The following is a 24,844-nucleotide window of genomic DNA, read 5'->3' on the forward strand; positions in this document are numbered from 1 at the left end:
GGGCCTTTTGCTGTCCGGGGCCTCATCCGAAAGCGATCTGCACCTTCATCGCCTTCGACCGGTCCGAGGCGAGGTGAAAGGCCTCCACCGCCCGCTCCATCGGCAGCGTGGCGGTGAGCAGTGGGCGCACGTCGATGCGCCGCTCCCCGATCATCGCCACGGCGGTGGCGAACTCGTGATGGAAGCGGAACGTCCCGCGCAGCTCCAGCTCCTTCGCCACCAGGACCGAGATCGGCAGGGTGAAGTCGCCGCCCGTGCCGACCTGGACGATGACGGCACCGGGCTTCAGGGCGGCGAAGGCCCCCGTCAGCGCCTTCATGGCGCCGGAGGCCTCGAACAGCACGTCGAAGGCTCCCTTGTCCGCCTCATAGGGCCGCAAGGCCTCCGGGTCTGTGGCGGTGTTCAGCGTCGTGGCGATGCCCATGCCCCTCACCACCGCCAGCGTCGCCTCGGCGACGTCGGTGGCGACGATCTCGGCCGCCCCCGCTGCCCGTGCCGCGAGGATGCACAGCGCACCGATCGGGCCGCAGCCGGTGACGAGCACGCGCTTGCCGAGCAGGGGTCCTGCCCGCCGCGCCGCGTGGAGACACACCGCCAGCGGCTCGCAGAAGGCGGCCTCCCCGAGGCTGATCCCGTCCGCCACCTTGTGGGCCTGGACCACGTCGCAGACGAGCACCTCGCGAAAGGCCCCCTGGATATGCGGGAAGGGCATGGCTGAGCCGTAGAAGCGCATGTTGAGGCAATGGTTGGGCATGCCGTCGAGACAATAGCGGCACTGGCCGCAGGGTCTGGAGGGGCTCACCGCCACCCGGTCGCCGGGGACAAGGGACGCAACATCGGCCCCGACACGCTCCACCGTCCCGGCGATCTCGTGGCCGAGGATCATCGGCTCTTTCAGCCTGACGGCGCCGAAGCCGCCATGATGGAAGTAGTGCAGGTCCGATCCGCAGATGCCGCCGGCCCCGATCTTCACCGCAATCTCGCGCGGCCCGAGCGGCGCGACGGCATGCTCCTCCAGCCGGAGGTCGTGAGGAGCGTGGATGACGAGTGCCTTCATGGGATCCTCCCGGTCGCCTGATCTTGGGCCGCACTCATTGCCGAGGGCGGCGGCAGGCTTCGCCGCAGCCTAGCAGGCCGCAGCGCCGGTGGAAGGCTGGCAATCTGGCCTCAGAACAGCCGTGGCAGCGGACGGCCGGTCAGCGCCTGCTGGTAGCTTGCCAGGACAAGGCCGGTCCAGGCGATCGCCGCAAGCCAGACCGTCGTCATGGCCACGGCCGGCGGCAGGCGGCGGGCGGCGATGAGCCCGACAAGAGGCACCGCCTGGATCATGTGGGTGGCGAGGAAATGAGCGACGCGCAGATCCCCGACCACCAGAGACCAGCCCGTCACCGCCATGCGCGCCCCGCCGGCCGGGTGAAGGCCGACATGCGGGCTGAGGCGGCTGCCGATGGTGAAGGCGGTGACGAGGGTCAGCACGGCGCCGCCGACCAGACCGAGCAGGAGCGCGAGGCGCAGCGCCGGCGCGATGGCCGCATCGCGGTCCGCAAAGGCGGCGGTTCCCACCACCGCGGCGCTGAGCGTGATGACGACCGCGCCCGTCGCCATCGCGTTGTACATGGCGCGGGTGAAGGGGGTCGCCAGGTTGAAATGCGAGGCCTGTTGCCGTGCGGCCTGGACGATGATGTAGATCATCTCCCCAAGCGAGGCCAGGGCGCAGGCGGCGGCGACGATGGCGAGCAGGGTGCCCGTCCGCCAGCCGGCGCCGAGCAGGCCGACGATCAGAGCCAGCGTCGCCATGTGGATGGCCAGCGACACGGCGAATTTCATCGGCTTGGCCCAGACGCTGACCTCGTTGATCAGCCGCTTGTCGACCGTCCATATGACGGCGGCGAGGGCCAGCATGAGGACCATGACGAGAGTGGCGGTCCACAGGATCATCTCGGCTGTGCCGGGGCGTCCGTCGATCATGGCTGTTCGTCCTTCGGCAATGGCGCGGTCATCGCCGCATGGAGGCGCCCCATGGCATGGGGCTTCATGGCATCGAGGACCGAGGCCGGCAGGGCCAGCGTCCGCATGGCGCTTGCCTGCATGATGCTGGCGAGGCCATGGACGGTCGCCCAGACATAGAGCGCGTCGAGCGGTACCGCCCGGCCGGCCGGGCTCGCGGCAGCGGGCCGCCCATGCACCCGGTCGATGGCCATGTTGAGGATGGCGAAGGCGTGGCGGGCGCTCGCCATCATGGCGGGATGGGCGGCGGGATCGGGGAGCGGTGTCGCGAACATCAGCCGGTACTGCAGGGGATGGGCTGCGGCATAGGCGAGATAGGCCTCGCCGATGGCGCCGAGATCGGCATGGGGGTCGTCGTGCCGGGGCCGATCGTCGAGGTGGCGGGCAAAGCCGTCATAGATCCGCCTGATGACCTCGGCGAGAAGGTGGTCGCGGCTGGCGAAGTGCTTGTAGGGCGCCTGGTGCGAGACGCCGAGGCCGCGGGCGACCTCGCGCAGGCTGAGGGACTCGACGCCCGCGCGTTCGATCACCGCCAGGGCTTCCCGCAGGCAGGCCTCGCGCAGGTCAGCCGCGCCGGCTGGTCTCTTGGCCATGTCCCTATCCCGTCATCCCTCGCATCACCAGTTCCATGATGCGGACCCGCCCACGGCGCGGCAATGGCGCGAGCGAGGCTTCGAGAACCTTGGCGAGAAGTCCAGGCCGCACAGTCGTTTTCCGACCCAGCGCGGCGAGGGTCTGGCGGGCGACGACCTCCGGCTTCTCGGCCTTGCCCATGGTCATAGCGGCCCGGGCGGCGAAGCCCGAGGAGACTGGTCCCGGGGCGGAGGCGACGACATCGACGCCGCGGGGCACGAGTTCGCGCTGGAGCCCCTCTGCAAGGGTCTGCACATAGGCCTTGGTGGCGGCATAGTGGGCGGTCCGCGGAACCCCCTGGAACGCTACCAGAGAGCTCATCAGGACGATGCCGCCCTTGCCGCGCGCCGCAAGCCGGCCGGCGAAGCGATGGGTGGTCAGCATGAGGCTCTCGCAGTTGAGGCGGAGCATGTCGCGTTCGTTCGCCTCGTCGGCCTCGGCAAAGGGGCCCGACGTCCCGAACCCGGCGGCGCAGACGAGCAGGCCGACATCCAGATCCGCCGTCGCGGCGCAGAGGGCGGCGATGCCGTCGTCGGTGGCGAGATCGCCGGCGACCACCAGTGGCGCGAAACAGCCGTCCGCGGCGATCTGCGCGGCGAGGGCCTCCAGCCTGCCCTTGCGCCTGGCCGCCAGAACCACGCCGAAGCCGCTGGCGGCGAGCTCCAGAGCGAAGGCGCGGCCGATCCCGTCGGAGGCTCCGGTCACAACGGCCCAGGGGCCGTAGGGGGCGAGGCGACCGCGCGGCTGGGGTGAAGGGGGGTGGTCGAAGACGGACATGGGACAACCTCGACTTAGCGGGACGTTGACGGTGTCTACCAGGCCATGTTGACAGCGTCAACTTCAGGGGATTTCCGTGATTGCGGTGCGTGACGCGGCGTGGTTCATTCCCACGCCTTCATCACATCGGCGGCCACGTGCTGCCACGGATCCTCCGGAGCCCTTCATGAAATCGCGTGCCGCCGTCGCCTGGGAAGCCAACAAACCCCTGACGATCGAGACCATCGACATCGAGGGGCCGAAGGCAGGTGAGGTCCTGGTCGAGATCATGGCGACCGGCGTCTGCCATACCGACGCCTACACGCTGTCCGGCCTCGACTCCGAGGGAAAGTTCCCGGCGATCCTCGGCCATGAGGGCGCGGGAATCGTCCGCGAGATCGGCGCCGGGGTGAACTCGGTGAAGGTCGGCGATCACGTCATCCCGCTCTACACGCCGGAATGCCGCGCCTGCAAAACCTGCCTGTCGCAGCGCTCGAACCTGTGCACCGCCATCCGCGGCACCCAGGGTCAGGGCCTGATGCCGGACGCCACCTCGCGCTTCTCCTGCGAACCGGTCGGCGGCCGCGGCCGCAACGAGGTGTTCCATTATATGGGCTGTTCGACCTTCTCGAACTTCACGGTCCTGCCGGAGATCGCCCTGGCGAAAGTGCGCGAGGACGCGCCCTTCGACAAGATCTGCTACATCGGCTGCGGCGTCACCACCGGCATCGGCGCCGTGATCTACACGGCGAAGGTCTGGCCCGGCGCCAATGTCGTCGTCTTCGGTCTCGGCGGCATCGGCCTCAACGTCATCCAGGGCGCCCGCATGGTCGGCGCCGACAAGATCATCGGCGTCGATCTCAACCCGGCCAAGGTTGAGATGGCGAAGAAATTCGGCATGACCCATTTCGTCAACCCGGACGAGGTCGGCCGCGACAAGGTGGTTCAGGCCATCGTCGATCTGACCGGCGGCGGTGCCGACTTCTCATTCGAATGCATCGGCAACATCCATACCATGCGTCAGGCGCTGGAATGCTGCCATCGTGGCTGGGGCGAAAGCATCATCATCGGGGTGGCGCCCTCGGGCACCGAAATCACCACCCGCCCGTTCCAGCTGGTCACCGGCCGCGTCTGGAAGGGCTCCGCCTTCGGCGGCGCCCGTGGCCGCACCGACGTGCCGAAGATCGTCGACTGGTACATGGACGGCAAGATCGATATCGACAGCCTGATCACCCACACCATGCCGCTCGACGAGATCAACACCGCCTTCGATCTCATGCACGAGGGCAAGTCGATCCGTTCCGTCGTGACGTTCTGACCAGCGGTTCTGGCCTGCAGCCGACGCGGGTCGCCGGGGAATGCCGCCGTCGTCCTGCGCGGCCTTCCCTGGCCCCTTGGTCGGGTATCCTTTTCGGGGGTCAGTGACCCCTGGCCGCGCCGCCGCGGTTCAGGATCGGCTCCACGCCATAGTGCATGACAAGGAACACGGCGCCGCCCAGCGCCAGGCCGACCACGCCCGAGGCGAGGGCCGTCGCGAGCCATTCGGTCGCGGCCTTGACCGGTGGGACCAGGGCCGCGATCGCGACCGCTGCGGCATGAATCGCGTGCTCGATGCCGGCAAGGCCGTAGCCGGCGAGACCGTGGACGACGATGCCGCCGCCGACCCATAGCATGGCGAGGGTGCCGACGAGGCTAAGGACCTTGAGGAAATAGGGCATGCCGAACACCAGGCCGCGCCCGATCGGTTGGGTCAGCCGGCTGACCACACGGTCGATGGCGGCAGGTTCGCGAAGTTCCAGTTCCGTCGGACGGCCGCGCATGACATGCCCCAAACCGGTCACCGGCCGGCTGCTCTGGGCAAGGGCGAGGCCGACATCATCCGCTTTCACGATGAGAGCGACGGCGCCGTAGACCAGAGCCGTGATACCGATCCCGACGACGGCCAGGATCAGGGCCTGGGTCCAGATGCTCGGCGCCGTAATGGTCGAGAGGGCGATGGCCATGATCTCGGCCGAGAGGATGAAGTCGGTCCGGATGGCCCCAGCGACGCGCAGGCTCTCCAGCGCCGCGGCATCGGCGGGAGAGGCGGCAAGGGGGTCGGGCGCCGGCGCGTCGTCGCCGTGGGGCACCACCATTTCGAGCACCTTCTCGAAGCCCTCGTAGCAGAGATAAAGGCCGCCGATCATGAGCAGCGGCGTGATCGCCCAGGGGGCGAAGGCGCTGAACAGCAGGGCGCCGGGCAGCAGGAACAGCATCTTGTTCTTCAGCGAGCCCCAGGCGATCTTGGCCACGATCGGCAATTCGCGGGCCGCCGCGAAGCCCACCGCGTAGCGCGGTGTCACCGCCGCGTCGTCGATGACGATGCCGGCGGCCTTGGCGCCCGCCTTGGTTGCCTGGGCGGCCGCGTCGTCCAGCGTGACGGCGGCCACTTTCGCCAGGGCGGCAATGTCGTCGAGAAGCGCGATCAGACCAGTGCTCACGGGGGATCCTCCAGCAGAGCCTCGACCGATAGCCGGGCATGCCTGCTGGAGGATGACAAGCACCCGCCGATTGTCGAGCGGTCGTCGTCAGGCCGGCCGGTCGCCCTTCTTCAGCTTGGCGGCAGCGCGGTTGTCGACGCCCGGCAGCATCTTGGCGGGATCGCGGGTGACGACGACGTCGACGACGGAAGGCCCCTTCGTGGCGAGCGCCTCTGCGAGCGCGGCCCGAAGGGTCGAGGGGTGCTCGACGCGGATGCCATGGCAACCCAGCGCCTTCGCCGCATCGGCATAGTTGGTCTCGGCGAGGTCCGAGGCATGATAGGCGCCGGGGCCATAGACCAGATGCTGCAGCGCCTTCACATAGCCCGAGGCGGCGTTGTTGACGACGACGATGGTGATGTCGAGGCCCATGCGTCGGGCGGTCTCGATCTCGCCCAGCATCATGTTGAAACCGCCATCGCCGGTCAGCCCGATCACGGCCTTGCCCGGCGCGCCCATGGCGCAGCCCATGGCGCCCGGCAGGCCGTAGCCGATGGAGGCGAAACCGCGGTCGGGGACGAAGCAGCGGCCCGGCTTCTTGGTGTCGAACAGCAGGCCGCCCCAATGGGCGGCAAAGCCGCCGTCGGCGACGAGATAGCCGTCGGCGGGCAGCACATGGTTGATCTCGGTCATCAGCCGACCCATGCTCACGGGCACCTCGTCGGAGGTCAGCTTCTCGTTGACGTCGGCACGCCAGGCGGCCATCCGCTTCGGAACGTCGGCCGCATAGGCGGAGAGCCGCGCGCGGATCGCTTCGGCCTCCGGGGCGAGGGCGCTTGCGAGGTCCTCGATGCCGAGTTTCGCGTCGCCCCAGAGCGTCACCTCCGGCTGCACCGTGCGGCCGAACTCCTCGGCGACGATGTCGAGGTGGATGATGCGTTTTCCCCGTGGCGGTACGGTGAAGCGCTTGGTGGCAATCTCGCCGAGCTTGCAGCCGATGACGAGGATGAGGTCGCTCTCCTCGATCAGCGTGTTGGCGATGCGGTCGTAGCGGCCGAACAGGCCGGCCGAGAGCGGGCTTGTGCAGGCGATGGCGCCCTTGCCCGTCATGGTGTGGGCGACGGGGATGGAGAAGGTCTCGGCGAAGCGCTGCAACGTCTCGGCCGCACCGGACAGGTGCACGCCGCCGCCGGCGAGCACGATCGGCCGGCTGGCGTCGGCCAGCAGGCCGGCGGCCTTCGCCAGAGCCGCGCCATCGGGGCGGCAGCGCAGGGCGGGGGCGCCGCCATGGGCGGGATCGACGCGGAAATCGTCGTCGGTGAAGCCGTGGGTGCCGTGGCAGATGTCCTCGGGGACGTCGACGATGACGGGGCCCGGCCGGCCGGTGGTGGCGACGGCGAAGGCGCGACGCATCAGCTCGGGGATGCGATGGATCGCCTCGACCCGGATCACCTCCTTGGCGCAGGGCCTGAGGATGTCGAGCTGTCGGCTCTCCTGGGTCATGTTCTTCCAGGAATGGTCGCGGTGGGTGTCACCGACGATGGCGACCATCGGCGTGCCGGCATTCAGCGCCTCGACCAGGCCGGTGACGAGGTTGGTGGCGCCGGGTCCGAGCGTCGCGTCGACGAGCCCGACGCGGCCGGTGATCTTGGCATAGGCGTCGGCGGCGAAGACACCGGCGCGCTCGTCGTTGATCAGGTGGTGCTTGAGGCCGAGGCGGCGTGCGGCGTCATAGAAGGGCAGCAGCTGGAAGCCCCCCATCCCGAACATGGGGCCGCCGTCGAAGGCGAGGATCATCCGCGCCAGGGCTTCGCCGCCGGTCATTTCATTGTCGCTCATCGACCTGTCTCCACCCGCGGCGTCGGCCGCATCAATCGGGTCGGCGAAGGTCGGAAACCGACGCTGCGCGCCGCGGCGGATCTCGCCGGCGCTCAGGTCCTGCCTTCCGGGCACCCTCCCCGCCCTGTCCCGCGCCGTTGACCGGCGCCTTGCAACTTGGCCGCAACGGTTAGGGAGGCCCCCGGGACCTGTCAACGCAGGCGATGGGCAGGCCAGCAATGTCGCCGGCCCGCCTATCGGGGTCAGGCCGTCTCGTGGGCCTGCGACCAGGCCTCGGCCACCTCTGCGCCGGTGGCGAACCAGACGCCGGGGAAGGTGCGGATGAAGGCGATGAGTTCACGGATCAGGGCGATGCGGCTGGGGCGACCGCCGACCTGCGGATGGAAGATCATGTCGAACAGGCCGCCCCACTTGTAGATCTCGCGGAACTCCTCCTTGTAGACCGAGAGCATGTGCTCGTTGGTGAAGATCGGGCGCGGCGTCTTCACCGAGAACAGGGCGAAGGGTGCATCGTCCAGCGACCAGTGCCAGGGCAGTTCGATGACGCCCTTGGAGCCGTCCGGCATGATGTGCCGATAGGGGTTGATGTCGTCCATCAGCGAGGAATCGTAGAGAAAGTTGTGCTGTTTCAGCAGCTTGAACAGCCCTTCCGAGACCTCGCCGGCTGGTGACCGATAGCCCTTGGGGACGACGCCGACGGTGCGCTTCAGGGCCTCGAGGCCCTTCTCCATCTCTTCCACCTCGGCCTGGGGATCGTCGCTGACCCATTTATGGGAATAGGAGTGGTGGGCGACCTCGTGGCCGTCCTTCAGGATCATCTCGACCCGGTCGGTGTGGTTCTCCGCCGTCCATCCGGGCACGAAGAAGGTCGACCTGATGCCCTCGTCGCGCAGCGTATCGAGGATTTTCGGGACACCGACCTTGGCCCCGTAACGGCCCTGGCTGAGTACGCCCGGGCGGCGGACATTGTCCGGGTCGCGCGAGGTCCAGAGGGTCTCTGCGTCGAAGTCGAAGGTCAGCATCACGGCGCAGCGGGCGCCGTTCGGCCATTTGACGCTCATGTCGTGCATCGTCTCGTCTCCCTTGGTCTGGACTCAGATTTTTCCGTGCCGCGCGGCGAGGAAGCCGCCGTCGACCGGCAAGACCGCGCCGGTGACGAAGGCGGCATCCTCCGAACAGAGGAAGGCCACCGGTCCGGCGATGTCAGCGGGGGTTCCCATCCGCTCCACCGGCGTCCCCTCGACGATGAGCCTGGTGTAGAGCGGGTTCTGCCGGTGGCCCGTGGTCATCGGCGTCGCGATGAGGCCCGGCGCCACGGCGTTGACGAGAATGCCTTCCGGCGCGAGTTCGCCGGCGAGTTGGCGGGTGAATTGCGCGACGCCGGCCTTGGCCACCGCATAGGCTGTGGTGCCGGGATAGCCGGTGATGCCGAAGATCGAGGAGATGTTGACGATGCGGCCGCCCGGCCGCGGCAGATGCGGAACCACCGCACGGGTGACGCGCAGGACGGCGGCGAGGTTGGTGTCGAGGAATCGATCGATGAGGGCGTCATCGCTCTCCATCAGCCGCTTCGAGCCACCGATGCCGGCATTGTTGACGAGGATGTCGATGCGGCCGAAGGCGGCGAGCGCAGCCTTCGCCATGGCCTCGCCGGCGTTGCGGTCGGTGACGTCCTGGATGAGCGCGCTCTGGCCGAGGCGGGCGGCGGTCTCGCCGACCTCCGGGATCACGTCGACCAGGAGAACCTGCGCGCCCTCCGCCGCAAACCGCCCGGCGATCCCCTCGCCGATGCCGCGGGCGGCGCCGGTGACGATGACGACCTTGCCGGCGAAGCGCGTCGGATCAGGCAAGACGGCCTCCGTCGACGGGCAGCGCATGACCGGTGACGTAAGAGGCATCGTCGCTGAGCAGGTAGAGCACGCCGGCCGCCACTTCCTCCGGCTGGCCGAAGCGGTTCATCGGATGTTTCGTCTTCTGGAAGGCCTCGCGCTCGGCGCGCAGCACGGGATCGGCGATGGCCGCCATGCCCTGGCGGTGCATGGGGCTGTCGATCGTGCCGGGGCAGACGCAGTTGACCCGGATGTTCTCGGTGGCGTGGTTGAGGGCGAGGCTCTTGGTCAGCAGCGTCACCGCGCCCTTGGATGCCGAATAGACCGAATAGACCGGTGAGCCCTGCAGTCCGGCGGTTGACGAGAACAGAACGACGGAGCCGCGGCCGAGGGTGCGCATCTGGGGGATGAAGCATTTCGCGGCGAGCCAGGAACCCTTCACATTGATGGCGAAGACGAGGTCGAACTCATCCTCGGTCACGTCGACGGCCATCTTGGAGGGGCCGATGATTCCGGCGGCGGCGACCAGCAGTTCCACCGGGCCGAAAGTGCCTTTGGCCGTGTCAGCGAAGCGTTGCATATCGGCGGCGGAGCGGGCGTCGCCGGTCACGGTGGCCGCGCCGGGGCAGAGCGCGGCAGTCTCGGCAAGGCCGGTGGGATCGCGATCGAACAGCGCCAGGCGCGCGCCCTCGCGCGCGAGGGCCACGGCGCTCGCCCGCCCGAGCGCGCCCGCAGCTCCCGTCACCGCTGCCACCCGGCCCTCGAAACGTGCTGGCCTCGCCGCGCTCATGCCCGACCTCCCTTGCGCTGTTCCTGTCGCCGCCGGCCGATGACCGGGGAAAGCCGCGTCACGGCGCGGGCCCCATCACATCGTATCGTTATGCAATACGTCTATATTGTTAGCTTGGTACGCGGGGTTGCGCGCTGTCAAACCCCGGCAAGGGTCTGAACGGGGCGAATCGCCGGCATGGGTGGCCTGTTCGAAACGCAGGACGCGGTGTCCGGCGCCGGGGCGATTACTGGCGAGCGGGACCGGAGCGGTTCAGACGCTGAGGGCGCGGGCAGCCTCGATGGCCAGGGGCGAGAACCTCCGGCGGAAGTCGGGGATCCCCCATTCGCTGAGGGAACCCGCGATATGGACCGCCCCGATCGGCCGGCGGTCGCTGTCGAGCACGGCTGCGGCGAGCACGACCTCGCCGATCAGCGCCTCTTCCGCCGCCCAGGAATAACCTTCGATGCGCGCTTCGTTGACCTTGTCCCAGATCTGCTCAAGGTCGGTCCGCGACTTCGGCGTCAGGGCGCGGCGGTTCGACCGCATCAGCAGATCGCCGACCGCGTCATCCGCCATGTGGGCCATGCAGGCCCGGCCACCGGACGAGAGGAAGGTCGGAATCCGGCGCCCTGGCAAGGTCGCGTAGAACGTCTCGCGCTTGCTCTGCAGGCGAATGGCATAGATCGTTGACGTGTCGTCGAAGAGGCTGAGGTCGACGCGCTCGCCGGCGAGCTTGCGCAACTCCATCAGCACCGGCGTCGCCCGCTCGATCAGCGGATTGGAGCGCAGGTAGTCGAACGAACGGTCGAGCAGCTTGCGGCCGAGCATCAGCCCGCCGCTGTCGGCCCGCTCCAGATAGCCGCGGGCCAAGAGGGTCTGCCCGATCCGCTGGGCGGCGCTCTTGTTGATGCCGGTGGCGGCGGCGATCTCGCCGAGCGATTTCGGCCGCGGGCTCTGCGCGAAGGCCTCAAGTACATCAAGGGCGCGTGCGACCGATTGCAGGAAAAGGCGCTCGTCGACGGCGTTGACGCCGGCAGTCTTGGTCATCGAAGTCCGCGGGACGAGCGTTTGGCCCATCCTCCCTGGCGCAGGCCATCCTCGCCAGACCGTGCAACTTGCCCGGTCTGTCAGGGGCTGCATGTTCAACCTTGGCGATTGCTATGCCGTCGCAGGCGCGGAAATGCAACACGATCGTATCGGGCGCCAATACCGGCTCGCCGGACCTCCCGTACGACCGGCCTCAGGACTTGGCGGGTCCGCCCGTCGCCAGGGCCTTCAGATCATAGCCGACGGCCTCCGCCGCCGCCAGTGTGACGGGCGCGGGCAGCGCCAGGATCCGGCGGGCCAGCATGTTGTCGCCCGGGCGGTTGACCGATTCGACCCCGATCAGGATGCCGGCTCGGAACGCAACCAGGGAGAATCGCCCCTCGGCCGGATCTCCGATGGTCACCTGTCTGTCGAAACCGGTCGTCAGGCCGGCCATCTGCAGCTTGAGATCGCCCTGGTCGGACCAGAACCACGGGACGGCGCGATAGGGCTGCGGCCTGCCCGCGAGACGGGCTGCGACGACGCGCCCCTGGTCGATGGCGTTCTGCACCGATTCCAGCCGCATCGGACCGCCTGCGAAGGGATTGGGGTGGTTGCAACAGTCGCCGATGGCCGAAACAGCGGGGTCGGCTGTCAGCAGGTGGTCGTCGACGACGATGCCGTTCTGGACCGCGAGGCCGGCCTCCGCCGCGATCTCGGCATTGGCGATGCCGCCGATACCGACCAGAACGAGGTCGGCTGCGAGCCTCTCGCCGCCGACGAGCCCGACACCCGTGACCTTGCCGCCTGTCCCGAGGATCGCCTCGACCCCCGCACCGAAGCGGAACTGAACGCCGGCGATTTCGTGCCGCTCGCGGAAGAAGGCGGAGATCGCCGGGGTCACCGCCCGCGCCATGGCCCGGTCGGCGGCTTCCACCACACGGACCGACCTGCCGCGCTTCGCCGCGACCGCGGCGAATTCCAGACCGATGAAGCCGGCCCCGATCACCACGACGTCGGCCGCCGCCTCCATCCGCGTGCCGAGCGCCCGGGCATCGGCGAGGGTGCGCAGAGAGGCGACGCCGTCGAGATCGGCGCCAGCGCCGCTCCAGCTCCGCACGCGCGAGCCGGTGGCGATCACCAGATGGCCATAGGTGCAGGACCCGCCATCGGCGAGTTCGAGCCGATGGGACGGACGATCGATCCGGGTTGCCCGTGTGCCCATGAGCATCCGGATGTCGAGCTTGTCGAGCATGGCCTGGGGCCGCAGCGCCAGTCCATCCTCGCTGATGGAGCCGAGGAGATAGCCCTTCGACAGCGGTGGACGCTGGTAGGGCAGGACCGGCTCGTCGCCGATCATCTGGATGGTTCCGGCGAAGCCATCCTCGCGCAGCGACAGGGCGGCCTGGAGGCCAGCCTGTCCCGCGCCGAGGATGACGACGTCGGCATGGGTAGAAAATGGCTGCGTCATCAAGGCCACAAGGTCTGTACGCGGACGCCCCAGCGGCGTCAGATCGGCGCGCCCGACACCGATACCACGCGGCCGTCCAGCGCGTCAGTCAGCAGAAACGGGCAGGACAGCCGGCGACATCGCATCGATCGTCACCACATCCCTCCTGGAAGGCGCAGGGTCGGCTGCGGCCGGTCAGGCTGCCGTGACGCGCAGCGGCAGCGTCTTCAGGCTGCGCAGGTTGTTGTTGAGGGTGCGGGTCGGGGCGCCGGCGAGGTCGAGGCTCCTCACCTGCGCCACCATGGCCTTTAACACCGCTTCGCCCTCGAGCCGGGCGATCATCTGGCCAATGCACATGTGGACGCCGGTGCCCAGGGCGAGATGGCCCAGGGTCTGGCGCCTGACATCGAAGGCGTCGGGATGCTCCCACTGGTCGGGATCCCGGTTGGCGGCGCCCAGCATGACCAGGATCTTGCTGTCATGCGGCACCGTCACGCCGTCGATGACCACCTCCCGCATGGTCTGCCGGCAGACATTCTGGATCGGCGTTTCCAGCCGCATGGCTTCGTCAAGGGCCGGGCGGATGCGGGCGGGATCCTCGCGCAGCAGCGCCCATTGCCCAGCATCCATCGCCAGGTACCAGAGCGCCGCCGAGATCATGCTCGACGTGGTGTCGAGCCCGCCGCGCAGGAAGGAGCGCACCAGAAGCGGTGCCGTCGCGTGATCGATCTCGCCGCGATCGGCGGCTGCGAAGATCGCCTCGCCGAAGCCGCCGGGCACCATGGCCTCGCGCTTCATGCTGTCCAGAAACCAGTCCCAGATGACGTCGGCCCTGCGCTGGGTCGCCTCGTAACGCGCGTTCTTCGGCCCCTGGCCGTCGAAATTGAGGGCGCCGAGCAGAAACAGATTGTCGCGCCGCTGCGGCGAGTCGCGCAAGCCGAGCGCCTCCGGGAAGGTGTTGGCGACATAGGTCTCGGCCAGGTCATGGACGCCGCAGAAGGTACCCTGCTCCACGAGTTCGGCCACCAGGCGCTCGGCTGCCGTCTCGAAATCCGTGCGCCAGCGGCGGATGACGGCCGGCGAGAGAATTCGCTGAAGCACCGTCCGGACATGGGTGTGCTGCGGCGGATCCACCTCGACGATGGGGCTCGCCGGCCGCCAGGCCCCGGGCTTGCGGATGTCGCCGAGCCCCGAGCCGCCGGTGGATGAGAAGGTCTCCCAGTCCTTCAGCAATGGCAGGATGTCGCGGTGCCGGCCCATGGCATGGACGCCGTAGCGCTGCAGGAAAACCACGGGACCTGCATCCCTCACGGCGGCATGCATGGCCCTTGGGTCGGCCAGCACGGCGTCCGCATAGGGGTCGAGGTCGAGAACGGGCGCTGACCGGCCATGCTGCGGATCGGGGGCGATATCGGACATGGCAAGTCTCCGTCGGGCGGCCGGGCCGGGACCCGATGCGTATTGCCAGAAAATACGGCAGTATCGACGAAGTCTGTCGAGCCGAAGGGGCGCCTGTCAATCATCCCGGTCTTCCCGGCATGCATGGCTCTTTCCCGGCGATGGGCGCGCGATCCGCGCGCGGAAGACTGGCGCGCCCGCGGCAGAGCGGCGACAATGGGTCAGGATTCCCGCCGGATCGCCCGCCGCCCATGCGCTATTCCCTGCTCTCGCTCGTCAGCCACGCCCTGGGCGGCAACAGGGACTGGAAGCCCGCCTGGCGGGACGCGGCGCCACAGCCGCGCTACGACGTCATCGTCATCGGCGGTGGCGGCCACGGGCTGGCGACAGCCTATTACCTCGCGCGCGATTACGGCATCGCCAATGTCGCTGTGCTGGAGCGCGGCTGGATCGGCGGCGGCAATGTCGGCCGCAACACGACGATCGTGCGCTCGAACTACCTGCTGCCGGGCAATATCCCGCTCTACGAGCTCTCCATGCAGCTCTGGGAGGGTCTCGAGCGGGACATCAACTACAACGCCATGGTCAGCCAGCGCGGCGTTCTGAATCTCTACCATTCCGACGGCCAGCGCGACGCCTATGCCCGCCGCGGCAACGCCATGCGCCTGCACGGGATCGACGCGGAACTGCTCGACAGGGAGGGCGTGCGCCGGCTCTATCCGTTCCTCAATTTCGACCAGGCGCGCTTTCCCATCCAGGGCGGCCTCCTGCAGCGTCGCGGCGGCACGGTGCGCCACGATGCCGTCGCCTGGGGCTATGCCCGCGCTGCCAGCGACCGCGGTGTCGACATTGTCCAGAACTGCGCCGTGACCGGCTTCCTGCGCGAGGGCGATCGCATCACGGGCGTGGAGACGACCCGCGGCACGATCCGGGCGAAGAAGGTGGCGATGGCGGTGGCCGGTCATTCGTCCGAGGTGGCCGCCATGGCGGGCCTGCGTCTGCCGATCGAGAGCCATGTTCTGCAGGCCTTCGTGTCGGAGGGGCTGAAGCCGATCATTCCCGGCGTCATCACCTTCGGCGCCGGCCATTTTTACATCAGTCAGTCCGACAAGGGCGGCCTGGTCTTCGGCGGCGATATCGACGGCTACAATTCCTATGCCCAGCGCGGCAATCTCCCGGTCGTCGAGGATGTCTGCGAAGGCGGGATGGCGCTGATGCCGGCCATCGGCCGGGCCCGCCTGCTGCGCAGCTGGGGCGGCATCATGGACATGTCGATGGACGGTTCGCCGATCATCGACCGCACGCCGCTCGACGGCCTCTATCTCAATGCCGGCTGGTGCTACGGCGGCTTCAAGGCGACACCGGGCTCCGGCGCCGTCTTTGCCCATCTCCTCGCCCGCGAGGAGCCTCATCCGGCGGCGACGGCCCTGACCCTGGACCGTTTCGCCCAGGGCCGTGTCATCGACGAAAAGGGCCAGGGCGCCCAACCGAACCTGCACTGAGGACCGATGCGCATTCCCTGCCCCTATTGCGGCCCGCGCGACAGTTCGGAATTCGCCTATCTCGGCGATGCCGCGCCGCGCCGGCCGGCTGATGGCGATGCCGCCGCCATGGCGACCTATGTCTATCTCAGGGACAACCCGGCCGGCCCGATGGAGGAACTCTGGTACCACGCCTATGGCTGCCGCGCCTGGCTGGTCGTGCGCCGCGACACCCGCGACCACGCCGTCACCGGCGCGCGGCTCGCCGCCGGCCGCGAGGCCTCGGCATGAGCAGCCATCGTCTCGGCACCGGTGGCCTCGTCGATCGGCAAACACCTATCGGCTTCAGCTTCGACGGCCGTCCCCTGACGGGGCTGGCCGGGGATACGCTAGCCTCGGCGCTCGTCGCCAACGGCATCCGGCTCGTTGGCCGCTCGTTCAAATATCACCGCCCCCGCGGCATCGTCTCGGCCGGCCCGGAGGAGCCCAACGCCCTGGTGGAGAAGGGCCGCGGCGCCTATCGCGAGCCCAACACGCGCGCGACCACGGTCGAGCTCTATCCCGGCCTCGACGTCGCCAGCCAGAACCGCTGGCCCTCACTCAGGTTCGACGTCCAGGCGATCGGCCAGCTGGCCTCGCCGCTGCTCGCTGCCGGCTTCTACTACAAGACCTTCATGTGGCCGGCCGCCCTCTGGGAGCGCCTATACGAGCCGGCCATCCGCCGCGCTGCCGGTCTCGGCAGCCTGTCGGGCGCGCCTGACCCGGACTTTTACGAGAAAGCCTATGCCTTCTGCGACCTCCTGGTGATCGGTGCAGGTCCCGCTGGCCTCGCTGCCGCCCTGACGGCGGGTAGGGCCGGGGCACGGGTCATCCTGCTGGAGCAGGACTTCGCCCTCGGCGGCCGGCTGCTGGCGGAGAGGTGCGAGATCGACGGCATGCCGGGCGCGGTCTGGGCCCGCGAGGTGGAGGCCGAGTTGGCGACGCTCGCCAATGTGCGCATTCTCAGCCGCACCGCCGCCTTCGGCCTCTATGACGGCGAGGTCGGCGCGGTCGAGCGCCTCACCGACCATCTCGCTGTGACGCCGGCGTGCATGCCGCGCCAACGTCTGTGGACGCTGGTCGCGGCGCAGACGGTGCTCGCCGCCGGTGCCGTCGAAAGGCCGATCGTCTTCGGCGGCAATGATCGGCCCGGGATCATGCTGGCCTCGGCCATGCGCAGCTACATCCAACGCTTTGCTGCCCTGCCGGGCCGGAGCGTCGCGGTCTTCACCGCCACAGATGACGGCTGGCGAACGGCCGAAGCCTTCGCGAGGGCCGGCGCGCCGGTCGCCGCGGTGATCGATTCGCGGCGCGATATCGTCGCATCGGTCAGGGCGCTCGCCGGCGACGTACCGGTCTTCCTCGGCGCCCGGGTGCTCGATGCCATCGGCGGGCAATCCCTGTCGGCGATCGAGGTGATCGGAGATCACGGTCGCCGCCGCATCGCCGTTGACGGCCTCGCCGTCTCCGGCGGCTTCAACCCCGATCTGGCGATGACGACCCATCTCGGTCACAAGCCGCGCTGGTCGGAGACCAGTCTCGCCTTCCTGCCTGATGCGCTGCCGGCCCATCTCGTTGTGGCGGGCGCGGCTGCCGGCCGCTTCACCCTGGCCGAGGCCCTGGCGGACGGTGCCCGTCTCGGCGCCGCGGCGGCCGGCATGGCCGGCAAGCCCGCGGCCGCGCCGCCGGCCTGGCGGGCCAGCGACGAGACCTTCGCCGTCGGGCCGCTGTTCCATGTCGAGGGCGGACGCGGCAAGGCCTTCGTCGACCTGCAGAACGACGTCACCGACAAGGACGTCGCCCAGTCGGTGCACGAGGGTTTCGTCTCGGTCGAGCATCTCAAGCGCTACACCACGCTCGGCATGGCCACCGATCAGGGCCGGACGTCGAACGTCAACGGCCTCGCCATCCTCGCGCGCCTCACCGGCCGGACCATTCCCGAAACCGGCTCGACGCGGGCGCGGCCGCCGCACGGCCCGGTCGCCATCGGCGCCTTTGCCGGCCTTCACACGGGGCCGCATTTCAAGCCGACCCGGCTGACCGCCGGGCATGGCTGGGCGGAGGAGCAGGGCGCCGTCTTCGTCGAGACGGGGCAATGGCTCCGGGCCCAGTGGTTCCCGCGCCCGGGCGAGACGGACTGGCTGGAGAGCGTCACGCGCGAGGTTCAGGCCGTGCGCTCCGGCGTCGGCATCTGCGATGTGTCGACCCTCGGCAAGATCGCCCTGGCGGGACCGGATGTCGGCGTCTTCCTCGACCGGGTCTATTGCAACACCTTCTCGACCCTGCCTGTCGGCAAGGCACGCTACGGGCTGATGCTGCGCGAGGACGGCTTTGTCATGGACGACGGCACGACGGCGCGGTTCGGCGCGGAGGACTATCTCCTCTCCACGACCACGGTGAATGCCGGCAAGGTCATGCAGCATCTCGCCTTCTGCCATCAGGTTCTGTGGCCCGAGCTCGACGTGCAGATGGTGTCGGTCACCGAGCAATGGGCGCAGTTCGCCGTGGCTGGCCCGCAGTCCCGCGCGCTGCTGCAGCAGGTGTTCGGTTCCGCTGTCGACCTCTCCGACGCGGCTTTCCCCTATCTCGCCTGCGGCGCCTTCCCGCTCGGGCCGACCATGGCGCGGCTCTTCCGCATCTCCTTCTCGGGTGAGCGCGCCTATGAGATCGCTGTTCCCGCCGGCTATGGCGACGCCCTGGTCCGCGCCCTGATGGCGGGAGGGCGCGACCTTGGCGTCACTCCCTACGGCACCGAGGCCCTCGCCGTCATGCGGATCGAGAAGGGGCATGTCGCCGGGGCCGAACTGAACGGCCAGACCGTGGCGCGCGACCTGGGGCTCGGCCGGATGATGTCGACAAAGAAGGACTATATCGGCCGCCTGATGGCCGAGCGCGCGGCGCTGAACGACCCCGACCGGCCGACACTGGTCGGGCTGAAGCCGACCGTCCCGGGCGTGCGTCTGCGCGCCGGTGCGCATTTCCTGCCCATCGGGGCGGCGGCCAGCGCCGAGAATGACCAGGGCTACATGACCTCGACGGCCTTCAGCCCCTCCCTCGGCCACTGGATCGGCCTCGGGCTGCTGGCGCGCGGGCCGGAACGTATCGGCGAGCAGATCCGCGCCTATGACCCGATCCGCGGCGGCGACGCCGTCGTCGAGGTGGTGAACCCCGTCTTCATCGACCCGGAAGGAAACCGCGTCCATGGCTGATCTCGTCCATCGCGGCGGCTATGCCGGCCTCGGCCGGCGGGTCGGATCAGGCGACGGCGTTGTCGCCGTCGAGCAGGCGGGGCTTGCCGCCGCCACGGTCATCGCCCGCCGCGGCAAGGCGGAGGCTGCCGCGGCCCGGCTCGGTGGCCATCTCGGTCTCGCCGTGGCGGATGCGGCCAAGCGCGCGGTTTCCCCGGCCGCGACCGTCCTCGGTACCGGGCCCGGCACCTGGCTCGTCTTCGGCGGGGAGGATCCGGGGTTCGTCGCAGGTCTCGCTGCCGCGCTGGCGGGCCTTGCCGCAGTCATCGACCAGTCCGATGGCCAGGCCGTGCTTCACCTGAGCGGGGCGCGGCTGCCGGAGGCCCTGGAAAAGGGCGTCAGGATCGACCTCGATCCCGCGCGCTTCACGCCCGAGGACGTCGCCGTCACCTCTATCGCCCATATCGGCGTCACGCTGTGGAAGATCGACGCGGCGCCGACCTTCGCGGTCGCCCTTCCGCGCAGCTACGCGGGCAGCTTCCGGCATTGGCTCGAGGCCTCGGCGGGACCTGCCGGCCTCGCGGTGGTGTCGGACTGAGAGGGGCCGTCGGGCCCGGCCAGGTGCCGCACCGCGCTTGATGTGCGTCAATTGGAGATGACGGAATCTTGTGTCAATTTTGATTGACACAAGGAGGCAAGCCATGCGGATCCTGTTCGTCCACCCGAACTATCATTCCGGCGGCGCCGAGATCGCCGGCACGTGGTCGCCCTCCTGGGTCGCCTATCTCACCGGCCACCTGCGCCGCGCCGGCTTCGACGACATCCATTTCATCGACGCCATGACGGAGGATGTCTCCGACGCGGATCTCGCCCGTCGCATGGCGGAGCTGAAACCCGACGCCGTGGGCGTCACGGCGATCACCCCGTCGATCTACAAGGCGGAGGAGGTGCTGAAGATCGCCTCCGAGGTCGTGCCCGAAGCGGTGCGCGTCCTCGGCGGAGTCCACGCCACCTTCATGTACAAGCAGGTGCTGAGCGAGGCGCCCTGGGTCGACGTGATCGTGCGCGGCGAAGGCGAGGAGATCTGCACCGCCCTGATGAGCGCCATCCGCGACAGGCTTTGGCCCGCCACCCGCCGCAGCATCAAGGGCCTCGCCTTCCGCGACGGCGACGAGATCGTCGCCACGGCGGCCGCGCCGACCGTCAAGGACATGTCGACTATCAAGCCCGACTGGTCGATCCTGGACTGGCGCAAATACATCTACCTTCCGCTCGGCACCCGCGTCGCCATTCCGAACCTCGCACGTGGTTGCCCCTTTACCTGCTCCTTTTGTTCGCAGTGGAAATTCTGGCGTGACTACCGGGTGCGCGACCCGAAAGACGTCGTCGACGAGATCGAGGATCTCGTGGTCAATCACGGCGTCGGATTCTTCATCCTCGCCGACGAGGAACCCACCATCAACAAGAAGAAGTTCGTCGCCTTCTGCGAGGAGCTCATCGCCCGCGGCCTGCCGGACAAGGTCAAATGGGGCATCAACACCCGCGTGACCGACATCTATCGCGACCGTGACGATCTCGCCTTCTACCGCAAGGCCGGCCTCGTCCATGTCAGCCTTGGCACCGAGGCGGCGGCGCAGCTGAAGCTCGACCAGTTCAACAAGGAGACCAGGGTCGAGGAGAACAAGACGGCGATCCGCCTCCTGCGCGAGGCCGACATCTTCGTCGAGGCACAGTTCATCGTCGGTCTCGATAACGAGACGCCGGAGACCCTGGAAGAGACCTACCGGATGGCCTGGGACTGGCAGCCCGACCTCGCCAACTGGTGCATGTACACCCCCTGGCCCTTCACGCCGCTCTACCAGGAGATCCGGGACCAGGTCGAGATCTTCGACTTCTCCAAATACAATTTCGTCACACCGATCATGAAACCGGCGGCGATGGAGCGCGGCGAGCTGCTCGACGGCGTGATGAACAATTACCGGCGCTTCTACATGCAGAAGGCGCTGTTCCACTATCCCTGGCGCGGCACCGGCTTCCGTCGCCGCTACCTGCTCGGCTGCCTCTACGCCTTCCTGCGCGCCGGCTTCAAGCGCACCTTCTACGACCTCGGCAAGGCCGGTTACTGGGGTCCGCAGACCAAGAAGACGGTCGATTTCCATTTTGACGAGACCCGCACCATCGCCGAGGCGCAGCTCGAGGACTGGGAAGCCTCCGCCGATCGGGCCGCCAAGGCGGCGGAAAGGCGCGATGCGGTGCGCGCCCAGATGAAGGAGCGCGCCGAGGTCCGGGCCTGCGGCGGCGGCCCCTCGCATACCCACGCCTGAGCAGAGGGAGCGGCGCCATGGCCGAGGGCCATCAAGGTCGGGCGGCGCTGATCGGTCCCAATGCCGTGCTCCAGCTGCTGCCGGTGATCTCGCGGGAGTTCGGACCCCGGCGCCTTGCCGTCATTCTCGAGCGCGCCGGCCTTGCCGTCCTCCCGGACGGCAGCCGGATGATCGCCGAGGAGGACGCCGCGCGCCTGCACCGGACCTTGCGCAGGGAGGAGCCGGACGCCGCCGTCCGGATGGCGCGTGACGCCGGCCGGGCGACGGCGGACTACATCCTCGCCCACCGGATTCCGCGAATCGTGCAGCAGGTGCTCAAGGCCCTCCCTGCAGGGCTGGCCGCGCCGCTGCTCGCCCGCGCCATCACGCGGCACGCGTGGACCTTCGTCGGCTCGGGCCGGTTCCGCTGCCGGGATTCCTGGACCTTCGAGATCACCGACAATCCGCTGATCCGCGGCGAGCACAGCCCGGTGCCGCTCTGCATCTGGCATGCGGCGGTGTTCGAGCGGCTCTATGCGACGCTGGTCGCACGCGATTGCCGCTGCGCGGAGGAGACCTGCGCCGCCCAGGGTTCTGGCACCTGTCGCTTCGTCATCCGCCGCGGAGAGGCCTGAGCAGAGCCCGGCCGGCATGGCTTCCGCAAGCCCGGCCAAGCGTGCTGTCTGCCTAGGCGTCAGCGCCTCAGGCCGAGCCTGATCTGCTTCTCGATCTCGATGATAGCGAAAAAGGCGGCGCCGATGGCGACGATCAACAGTCCCTCGGCGAAGGGCACAGCCTCGGTGCCGAGCACCGCCTGCAGCGGCGGCGCATAGGTCACCGCGAACTGCGCCCCGGTGATCACGATGACCACTGTCCAGACGACTTTCGTTCCCCGGACTGCGGACCAGGTGAGCGAGGCGCCGTGGATGTTGCGGATGAAGAAGAGGTGGAAGATCTCCAGCACGACCAGCATGTTCATCGCCATGGTCTGGGCCAGCGCAAGGGAATAGCCGCGGTCGATGGCATAGGTGAACATGCCGAAGACCGCGGCCACGAAAAGCGCCGCCACCAGCACGACATGCCAGACGAGTGCGCCCGACAGGATCGGTGCCGCGCGCGGACGCGGCGGACGCGCCATGGTACCCGCCTCCGTCGGCTCGAAGGCCAGCGCGATCCCGAGGGTGATGCCGGTGATCAGGTTGACCCAGAGGATCTGTACGGCCGTGACCGGCAGGGCCAGACCCAGCAACAAGGCGAGGATGACGGTCATCGACTCGCCGGCATTGGTGGGCAGCGTCCAGCTGACAACCTTCTTCAGGTTGTCCCAAACCGTGCGGCCCTCGCGCACCGCAGCGGCGATGGAGGCAAAATTGTCGTCGGCCAACACGAGGTCCGCCGCTTCCTTGGCCGCCTCCGAGCCCTTCAGGCCCATGGCGATGCCGGCATCGGCGCGCTTCAGGGCGGGGGCATCGTTCACGCCGTCGCCGGTCATCGCCACCGACAGGCCATTGGCCTGCAGGGCGGTCACGAGCCGCAGCTTGTGTTCGGGTGAGGTGCGGGCAAAGACATCGACGCCTTTGACCTCTTCGGCAAGCCGGCCGTCGTCGAGGGCATCCAGATCGGCACCTGTCAGCACACGGTCGGGATTCTCGAGACCGATCTGGCGGGCGATGGCGCCGGCGGTGCCGGCATGGTCGCCGGTGATCATCTTCACGCGGATGCCGGCCGCGCGGCATTCGGCCACGGCGGCCACGGCTTCCGGGCGCGGCGGATCGATCAGGCCGACCAGCCCGAGAAAGGTCAGGCTCCCCTCAAGCGCACCGGTCTCGATACGATCCGCCGTTTCGGCCCGCTCGCCCAGTGCCAGAACCCGCAGGCCGCGCCGCGCCAGTGCCTCGGCCCGGTCGTGCCAGTGCTGCTGATCGATGCCGCGGCACATGCGCAGGACCCGTTCCGGTGCGCCCTTGACATGCACGAAGCGTCCGGCGGCGTCTTCGGTCAGCACGGCCATGAAGCGGTGGCGGCTGTCGAAGGGGATGGCATCCAGCCGTCGCTCAGGGCGGTTCCCGCCAGCCTTGCCGGCAAAGGCCAGCAAGGCGCCCTCCATGGGATCACCCTCGACCACCCAGTCGCCATCTCTCGCGTAGAGCGCCGCGTCGTTGCACGCAGCCGCGGCGCGCGCGAGCGACGACAGGTCACCCGCCGGCGTCACGGCTCCGTCCGGGGCGTAGCCCTCACCGGCAACCGTGAAGGCCCCCACAGGTGTTTCGGCGGCTGCGACCACCATCTCGTTGCGGGTGAGCGTGCCGGTCTTGTCGGTGCAGATCACCGAGACCGAACCGATCGCCTCGATCGCGGGCAGGCGGCGGACGATGGCATGGCGCCGCGCCATGGCCTGGACGCCGATCGCCAGCGTGATGGTCATGACCGCAGGCAGGCCCTCGGGGATGGCGGCGACCGCCATGCCCACGACGGCCATGAACATCTCCGCAAAATCCCGGTGCCCGACGAAGTGGCCATAGGCGAGCAGCAGCGCCGAAACCAGCAGGATCAGCGCCGAGAGCCAGCGGGCGAAATGATCCATCTGCGCGACGAGCGGGGTCTTCAACGGCTCGACACCGGCCAGCAATCCGCCGATCCGGCCGATCTCGGTGCCGGCTCCTGTCGCCACCACCACCGCGCGCGCCGTGCCCTGGGTCACCAGGGTGCCCGACCACAGCATCGACCGCCGGTCCCCGAGCGCGGCATCGGCGGCGACGGGTTCGTCGGTCTTCTCCACGGGCACGGATTCACCCGTCAGGATCGCCTCCTGCGCCGCGAGGCCCCTGGCCTCGATCACCCGGAGGTCAGCGGGTACCTTGTCGCCAGCCTCGAGGAGGACGATGTCGCCGGGCACGAGGTCGGCGCCATCAATGGTGATCCGCGCCCCCTCCCGCAGCACCGCGGCCCGGGGGGCGAGCATCTGGCGGATGGCTGCCATGGCCTGCTCGGCCTTGCCCTCCTGGACGAAGCCGATCAGCGCATTGGCCACCACCACCGCGAGGATCACCGCCGTATCGACCCAGTGCTGGAGGCCCGCGGTCACCACGGCAGCGCCCAGCAGGACGTAGATCAGCACATTGTTGAACTGGGCCAGCAGACGCCACAGCGGGCCGTGATGCGCGGCCTCGGGCAGGCGGTTGGGACCATGGGTCGCGAGCCGCCGGGCGGCCTCGGCCATGGCAAGGCCGCCCGGCGCCGTTCGCAGCGCTGCGAGGCAGTCGGCGACCGAACGGGCGTGAGGACCGGTCGCAGCCCTGTCGTTGTCCCGCTTGGCCATCGCAACCTGTTCTCCCTGCACTGATGCCACGCGTCCGGCTCCATGCCCGCCGACATGCGATCCGGACCACGACCGCGGGTTGTCTGTCGGCGGCGACCCTCAAGGGCCCGCAGCCCCGCGTCCTTGTTCCGCGTCAAAGAGCCGGCTGCGACGGCCCGAGAGAGGGCGCTCGCGGTGAAATGTCGCGGAGGGCGCTTGTTCCACGTCAATTTTCCCCCAGCCAGATCTGAGAGTCTGACTCATAAATATCTGCTTTGGGATCAATGGCTTGCGATGCGCCTGGCGAGGAGCTGGACGGAGGCGATGAAGAGCCAGGCGGTGGCGCTTTCGATGGTTCTCTCGAAG

At 68.8% G+C, this 24,844-nt stretch carries 20 protein-coding genes; 7 read left to right on the forward strand and 13 right to left on the reverse strand.

Annotated elements, in window-relative coordinates; translation table 11 throughout:
* Positions 1-22: 22 nt before the first annotated feature.
* The 4 genes from Q0C57_RS07240 to Q0C57_RS07255 form a co-directional block, all read right to left on the reverse strand.
* Complete coding sequence (locus tag Q0C57_RS07240) at positions 23-1,057, reverse strand: L-idonate 5-dehydrogenase (protein ID WP_296574198.1); 1,035 nt, start codon at positions 1,055-1,057, stop codon at positions 23-25.
* Between the two features lie 110 nt (positions 1,058-1,167).
* Entirely contained in the window at positions 1,168-1,968 is an 801-nt protein-coding gene (locus Q0C57_RS07245) for a hypothetical protein (RefSeq protein WP_296574201.1), read from the reverse strand.
* The gene (locus Q0C57_RS07250; RefSeq protein WP_296574204.1) at positions 1,965-2,600 is read right to left on the reverse strand and encodes a TetR/AcrR family transcriptional regulator; all 636 of its coding nucleotides are present in this window, start codon (positions 2,598-2,600) and stop codon (positions 1,965-1,967) included. The genes Q0C57_RS07245 and Q0C57_RS07250 overlap by 4 nt, the downstream gene beginning before the upstream one ends.
* Positions 2,601-2,604: 4 nt before the next feature.
* Positions 2,605-3,417, reverse strand: a complete 813-nt coding sequence (locus Q0C57_RS07255; protein ID WP_296574208.1) for an SDR family NAD(P)-dependent oxidoreductase — start codon at positions 3,415-3,417, stop codon at positions 2,605-2,607.
* A 166-nt stretch (positions 3,418-3,583) separates the two neighbouring features.
* Between Q0C57_RS07255 and Q0C57_RS07260 the strand changes: the two genes are divergently transcribed.
* On the forward strand, positions 3,584-4,714 hold the full coding sequence (locus Q0C57_RS07260; protein WP_296574211.1) for an S-(hydroxymethyl)glutathione dehydrogenase/class III alcohol dehydrogenase: 1,131 nt from the start codon (positions 3,584-3,586) through the stop codon (positions 4,712-4,714).
* A 100-nt stretch (positions 4,715-4,814) separates the two neighbouring features.
* Here Q0C57_RS07260 and Q0C57_RS07265 read toward each other — a convergent pair whose 3' ends face one another.
* From Q0C57_RS07265 to Q0C57_RS07300, 8 genes are all read right to left on the reverse strand, one after another.
* Positions 4,815-5,876, reverse strand: a complete 1,062-nt coding sequence (locus Q0C57_RS07265; protein WP_296574213.1) for a DUF808 domain-containing protein — start codon at positions 5,874-5,876, stop codon at positions 4,815-4,817.
* Between the two features lie 87 nt (positions 5,877-5,963).
* Positions 5,964-7,694, reverse strand: a complete 1,731-nt coding sequence (locus tag Q0C57_RS07270; RefSeq protein WP_296574216.1) for a thiamine pyrophosphate-binding protein — start codon at positions 7,692-7,694, stop codon at positions 5,964-5,966.
* Positions 7,695-7,936: 242 nt separating this feature from the next.
* Positions 7,937-8,755, reverse strand: coding sequence for a polysaccharide deacetylase (locus tag Q0C57_RS07275; protein ID WP_296574219.1), 819 nt, complete (start codon positions 8,753-8,755; stop codon positions 7,937-7,939).
* Positions 8,756-8,788: 33 nt separating this feature from the next.
* Positions 8,789-9,544: an SDR family NAD(P)-dependent oxidoreductase gene (locus Q0C57_RS07280; protein WP_296574222.1), complete on the reverse strand. Its 756-nt coding sequence runs from the start codon at positions 9,542-9,544 to the stop codon at positions 8,789-8,791.
* The gene (locus tag Q0C57_RS07285; RefSeq protein ID WP_296574224.1) at positions 9,537-10,313 is read right to left on the reverse strand and encodes a glucose 1-dehydrogenase; all 777 of its coding nucleotides are present in this window, start codon (positions 10,311-10,313) and stop codon (positions 9,537-9,539) included. The genes Q0C57_RS07280 and Q0C57_RS07285 overlap by 8 nt, the downstream gene beginning before the upstream one ends.
* A 252-nt stretch (positions 10,314-10,565) precedes the next feature.
* Entirely contained in the window at positions 10,566-11,342 is a 777-nt protein-coding gene (locus Q0C57_RS07290; RefSeq protein WP_296574227.1) for an IclR family transcriptional regulator, read from the reverse strand.
* 193 nt (positions 11,343-11,535) lie between these two features.
* Positions 11,536-12,792, reverse strand: a complete 1,257-nt coding sequence (locus Q0C57_RS07295) for an FAD-dependent oxidoreductase (RefSeq protein WP_296574230.1) — start codon at positions 12,790-12,792, stop codon at positions 11,536-11,538.
* A 174-nt stretch (positions 12,793-12,966) separates the two neighbouring features.
* On the reverse strand, positions 12,967-14,190 hold the full coding sequence (locus Q0C57_RS07300) for a cytochrome P450 (RefSeq protein WP_296574233.1): 1,224 nt from the start codon (positions 14,188-14,190) through the stop codon (positions 12,967-12,969).
* A gap of 230 nt (positions 14,191-14,420) precedes the next feature.
* Between Q0C57_RS07300 and Q0C57_RS07305 the strand changes: the two genes are divergently transcribed.
* The 6 genes from Q0C57_RS07305 to bchJ all read left to right on the forward strand — a co-directional run bounded on the left by Q0C57_RS07305 (position 14,421) and on the right by bchJ (position 21,815).
* Entirely contained in the window at positions 14,421-15,671 is a 1,251-nt protein-coding gene (locus Q0C57_RS07305) for a sarcosine oxidase subunit beta family protein (RefSeq protein WP_296574236.1), read from the forward strand.
* A 6-nt stretch (positions 15,672-15,677) separates the two neighbouring features.
* The gene (locus Q0C57_RS07310) at positions 15,678-15,941 is read left to right on the forward strand and encodes a sarcosine oxidase subunit delta (protein ID WP_296574239.1); all 264 of its coding nucleotides are present in this window, start codon (positions 15,678-15,680) and stop codon (positions 15,939-15,941) included.
* The gene (locus Q0C57_RS07315; RefSeq protein WP_296574242.1) at positions 15,938-18,898 is read left to right on the forward strand and encodes a sarcosine oxidase subunit alpha family protein; all 2,961 of its coding nucleotides are present in this window, start codon (positions 15,938-15,940) and stop codon (positions 18,896-18,898) included. The genes Q0C57_RS07310 and Q0C57_RS07315 overlap by 4 nt, the downstream gene beginning before the upstream one ends.
* Positions 18,891-19,475 carry a sarcosine oxidase subunit gamma gene (locus Q0C57_RS07320; RefSeq protein WP_296574245.1) on the forward strand — a complete coding sequence of 195 codons (585 nt, stop codon included), beginning with the start codon at positions 18,891-18,893 and terminating at the stop codon, positions 19,473-19,475. The genes Q0C57_RS07315 and Q0C57_RS07320 overlap by 8 nt, the downstream gene beginning before the upstream one ends.
* A gap of 103 nt (positions 19,476-19,578) precedes the next feature.
* Positions 19,579-21,201: a magnesium-protoporphyrin IX monomethyl ester anaerobic oxidative cyclase gene (gene bchE, locus Q0C57_RS07325; protein ID WP_296574248.1), complete on the forward strand. Its 1,623-nt coding sequence runs from the start codon at positions 19,579-19,581 to the stop codon at positions 21,199-21,201.
* 17 nt (positions 21,202-21,218) lie between these two features.
* Positions 21,219-21,815 carry a bacteriochlorophyll 4-vinyl reductase gene (gene bchJ / locus Q0C57_RS07330; RefSeq protein ID WP_296574253.1) on the forward strand — a complete coding sequence of 199 codons (597 nt, stop codon included), beginning with the start codon at positions 21,219-21,221 and terminating at the stop codon, positions 21,813-21,815.
* A gap of 59 nt (positions 21,816-21,874) precedes the next feature.
* On the opposite strand, the gene Q0C57_RS07335 is transcribed toward bchJ, so the two are convergent.
* Positions 21,875-24,499, reverse strand: coding sequence for an HAD-IC family P-type ATPase (locus Q0C57_RS07335; RefSeq protein ID WP_296574255.1), 2,625 nt, complete (start codon positions 24,497-24,499; stop codon positions 21,875-21,877).
* Positions 24,500-24,844 lie beyond the last annotated feature (345 nt).

Source organism: Phreatobacter sp. (assembly GCF_022843985.1).
In the GTDB taxonomy this organism is placed as follows: Bacteria; Pseudomonadota; Alphaproteobacteria; order Rhizobiales; family Phreatobacteraceae; genus Phreatobacter.

Excerpts from the sequence above, each read along its gene's own strand:
- Q0C57_RS07240 (WP_296574198.1), bottom strand. The coding sequence starts at position 1,057 with ATGAAGGCACTCGTCATCCACGCTCCTCACGACCTCCGGCTGGAGGAG.
- Q0C57_RS07245 (WP_296574201.1), bottom strand. The coding sequence starts at position 1,968 with ATGATCGACGGACGCCCCGGCACAGCCGAGATGATCCTGTGGACCGCC.
- Q0C57_RS07250 (WP_296574204.1), bottom strand. The coding sequence starts at position 2,600 with ATGGCCAAGAGACCAGCCGGCGCGGCTGACCTGCGCGAGGCCTGCCTG.
- Q0C57_RS07255 (WP_296574208.1), bottom strand. The coding sequence starts at position 3,417 with ATGTCCGTCTTCGACCACCCCCCTTCACCCCAGCCGCGCGGTCGCCTC.
- Q0C57_RS07260 (WP_296574211.1), top strand. The coding sequence starts at position 3,584 with ATGAAATCGCGTGCCGCCGTCGCCTGGGAAGCCAACAAACCCCTGACG.
- Q0C57_RS07270 (WP_296574216.1), bottom strand. The coding sequence starts at position 7,694 with ATGAGCGACAATGAAATGACCGGCGGCGAAGCCCTGGCGCGGATGATC.
- Q0C57_RS07275 (WP_296574219.1), bottom strand. The coding sequence starts at position 8,755 with ATGAGCGTCAAATGGCCGAACGGCGCCCGCTGCGCCGTGATGCTGACC.
- Q0C57_RS07285 (WP_296574224.1), bottom strand. The coding sequence starts at position 10,313 with ATGAGCGCGGCGAGGCCAGCACGTTTCGAGGGCCGGGTGGCAGCGGTG.
- Q0C57_RS07290 (WP_296574227.1), bottom strand. The coding sequence starts at position 11,342 with ATGACCAAGACTGCCGGCGTCAACGCCGTCGACGAGCGCCTTTTCCTG.
- Q0C57_RS07295 (WP_296574230.1), bottom strand. The coding sequence starts at position 12,792 with ATGACGCAGCCATTTTCTACCCATGCCGACGTCGTCATCCTCGGCGCG.
- Q0C57_RS07300 (WP_296574233.1), bottom strand. The coding sequence starts at position 14,190 with ATGTCCGATATCGCCCCCGATCCGCAGCATGGCCGGTCAGCGCCCGTT.
- Q0C57_RS07305 (WP_296574236.1), top strand. The coding sequence starts at position 14,421 with ATGCGCTATTCCCTGCTCTCGCTCGTCAGCCACGCCCTGGGCGGCAAC.
- Q0C57_RS07310 (WP_296574239.1), top strand. The coding sequence starts at position 15,678 with ATGCGCATTCCCTGCCCCTATTGCGGCCCGCGCGACAGTTCGGAATTC.
- Q0C57_RS07315 (WP_296574242.1), top strand. The coding sequence starts at position 15,938 with ATGAGCAGCCATCGTCTCGGCACCGGTGGCCTCGTCGATCGGCAAACA.
- Q0C57_RS07320 (WP_296574245.1), top strand. The coding sequence starts at position 18,891 with ATGGCTGATCTCGTCCATCGCGGCGGCTATGCCGGCCTCGGCCGGCGG.
- bchE (WP_296574248.1), top strand. The coding sequence starts at position 19,579 with ATGCGGATCCTGTTCGTCCACCCGAACTATCATTCCGGCGGCGCCGAG.
- bchJ (WP_296574253.1), top strand. The coding sequence starts at position 21,219 with ATGGCCGAGGGCCATCAAGGTCGGGCGGCGCTGATCGGTCCCAATGCC.
- Q0C57_RS07335 (WP_296574255.1), bottom strand. The coding sequence starts at position 24,499 with ATGGCCAAGCGGGACAACGACAGGGCTGCGACCGGTCCTCACGCCCGT.